This window comes from Candidatus Eisenbacteria bacterium (assembly GCA_016867715.1).
In the GTDB taxonomy this organism is placed as follows: domain Bacteria; phylum Orphanbacterota; class Orphanbacteria; order Orphanbacterales; family Orphanbacteraceae; genus VGIW01.
The window spans coordinates 1-1,999 of sequence record VGIW01000165.1 but is presented as its reverse complement, the minus strand read 5'-3'; the positions used below and the strand labels follow the sequence as shown (position 1 = coordinate 1,999).

3 protein-coding genes are annotated in these 1,999 nt (G+C 62.0%); 2 read left to right on the top strand and 1 reads right to left on the bottom strand.

What is annotated here, in order from left to right; all coding sequences use genetic code 11:
• A partial coding sequence (locus tag FJY73_14360) for an IS256 family transposase (GenBank protein MBM3321842.1) occupies window positions 1-227 on the top strand: 227 nt, incomplete at its 5' end.
• 546 nt (window positions 228-773) lie between these two features.
• On the opposite strand, the gene FJY73_14355 is transcribed toward FJY73_14360, so the two are convergent.
• The gene (locus FJY73_14355) at window positions 774-1,433 is read right to left on the bottom strand and encodes an endonuclease III (GenBank protein ID MBM3321841.1); all 660 of its coding nucleotides are present in this window, start codon (window positions 1,431-1,433) and stop codon (window positions 774-776) included.
• Between the two features lie 113 nt (window positions 1,434-1,546).
• On the opposite strand from FJY73_14355, the gene FJY73_14350 reads away from it, so the two are divergent.
• Window positions 1,547-1,999 (top strand): hypothetical protein (locus FJY73_14350; protein MBM3321840.1); only part of this gene is annotated, 453 nt, incomplete at its 3' end.

The following is a 1,999-nucleotide window of genomic DNA, read 5'->3' as shown; positions in this document are numbered from 1 at the left end:
GCTGCCTCGTGAGCACGAACCTCATCGAGAGTCCGATCGGGACGATCCAGTATCCGATGGGGCGGGTGACGAGATGGCAAGGAGGAGAGATGGTCGCTCGGTGGGCAGCGAGCGCGTTCCTCGCGGCGGAGAAGTCGTTCCGGAGGATCCTCGGATACCGCGATCTCTGGCAGCTCGAGGCGACTCTCCGTTCCAAGGAGCTTGACGACCAGGAGATGGTGGCCTAAAATGAACCTGAGAGTTCGCCGCCCTCGAAACCTCCAACTACGGACGGGGCAAGGTCAAGGCGACCCCTCCTACACCCATCTGAGGAAGCGGTTCACTCCGCCATGCGCGAATCCCATCTGCGCTACTTGCGGCAAATCCATAATCGTCGGGGCCTCGATGGTGAAGCGTCTCGGTCATTTTCTCGAGCACGATAGCCGGGACCAACCGCGCCATCGGATCGTACACGCACACAAAACCGCACATAGGCCCCACCTCTATTGACAGTTCATTACATATATCTTTAGCATTAAGAGGCATCCGCATCCACGGGGGAATTCTATCCCGAGACGCTGCGTACGTCAAGCATGAAGGGGGCATGGAAGGGCCGTTCGGGCCGGTGGTGGGACAGGACCGGGGTAGTGGATCCTCTCTCAGGAGGATGGGGACATGTCCGAGGAGGTGTGATGGGGGATTCCGGGGACGCCATACCTATTTCCCCCGACCGGCGATCGGGGGAAGCAGCGAATCGTCCCGAAATCGGCATCTTGTCCCCCGAGTGCCGACAGCTACCGCGAGCGCGCGACGCCGGCGCGGGCGCAAGGAACGGCGATCCGGCATTGCGAGCAGAGCGGGGAGAGCGGCCGGCAGATCGTTTGCCCATAAACGACGAGCATCCGGTTGATCCGCTTCCAATCGCGCTTCGGGAGCTTCGCGCGAAGCGCGGCCTCGGTTTCATCCGGAGTTCGCGTGCGCACGTATCCCCAGCGGTTCACGATCCGGTGGACGTGGACGTCGACGCAGATCCCCGGCTTCCCGTGCCCTTCCGTGAGAACGAGGTTCGCCGTCTTTCGGCCGACTCCTTTGAGCGTCAAGAGATCGTCCATCGTGTCGGGGACGGCGCCGTCCCACTCGCGGAGGATCGTCTTCGACACGCCGCGCAGAACGAGCGCCTTCTTCCGGTAGAACCCGACCGGGAAGATCGCCTTCTCGATCGTCCGAAGGGGGAGCCGCGCGATCTCTTCCGGAGTCCGGGCGAGCGCGAAGAGCCGCGCGGACGCAGCGTCGGTCGTCTCGTCCTTCGTGCGAAGCGAGAGGAGGCAGCCGATCAGGACGAGAAAGGGATCGCGCTTCCTCCTCGCGATCCGGGAAAGGGATGGTTCCTCGAAGCGCCGCCCCTCGAGCGCGACGATTCGAAGCACCTCGCCGATATTCCGGTTCGTCACCATCCGCGGTCCTCCGACGGGGACGCGATTGTAACGCCGGACAGGACCTTCCCCAGAATTTGACGATTGATTCGACCTAACTCTTGAAATGCCAAGGGGAGGGGTGTTTTTGAAAAGTGAACGTCGTGGTCTCGGCTGCTAAGGTGATCTGGACGGCGATAAACGCCCAGTTCCCCCGAGCAAGAGGAGGCCACGACGTGAATGAGAGTAGCGGAGTTGCGCGGAAGTTGCGAGAGCAGATTCACGATTTTTCGGGGAGACTTTCTCCCCGGTTTTCGTTGCCGATGCGGCGGTTTGTGGAGGAGATGCTCTACGGGATCCAGGCTTCGCAGTCGGTGCGGCTCAGCGAGGTGGGGCGTTCGTTGGAGGAGGCGATTCCGTTAGGGAAGACGGAGACGCGGTTGTCGCGGAACTTGGCATGGGAAGGATTGGAGGAGGCGGTCGAGCGGGGCGTGAGCCGGTTGGGGGCGCGGCGGGTGCATCGGGAGAGCTTGTTGATCTTTGACATCAGCGATGTGCAGAAGCCGTACGCGAAGAAGATGGAGTACTTGGAGACGGTGCGGGACGGG

Coding starts and splice junctions, on each gene's coding strand:
- FJY73_14355 (MBM3321841.1), bottom strand. CDS start 1,433: ATGGTGACGAACCGGAATATCGGCGAGGTGCTTCGAATCGTCGCGCTC.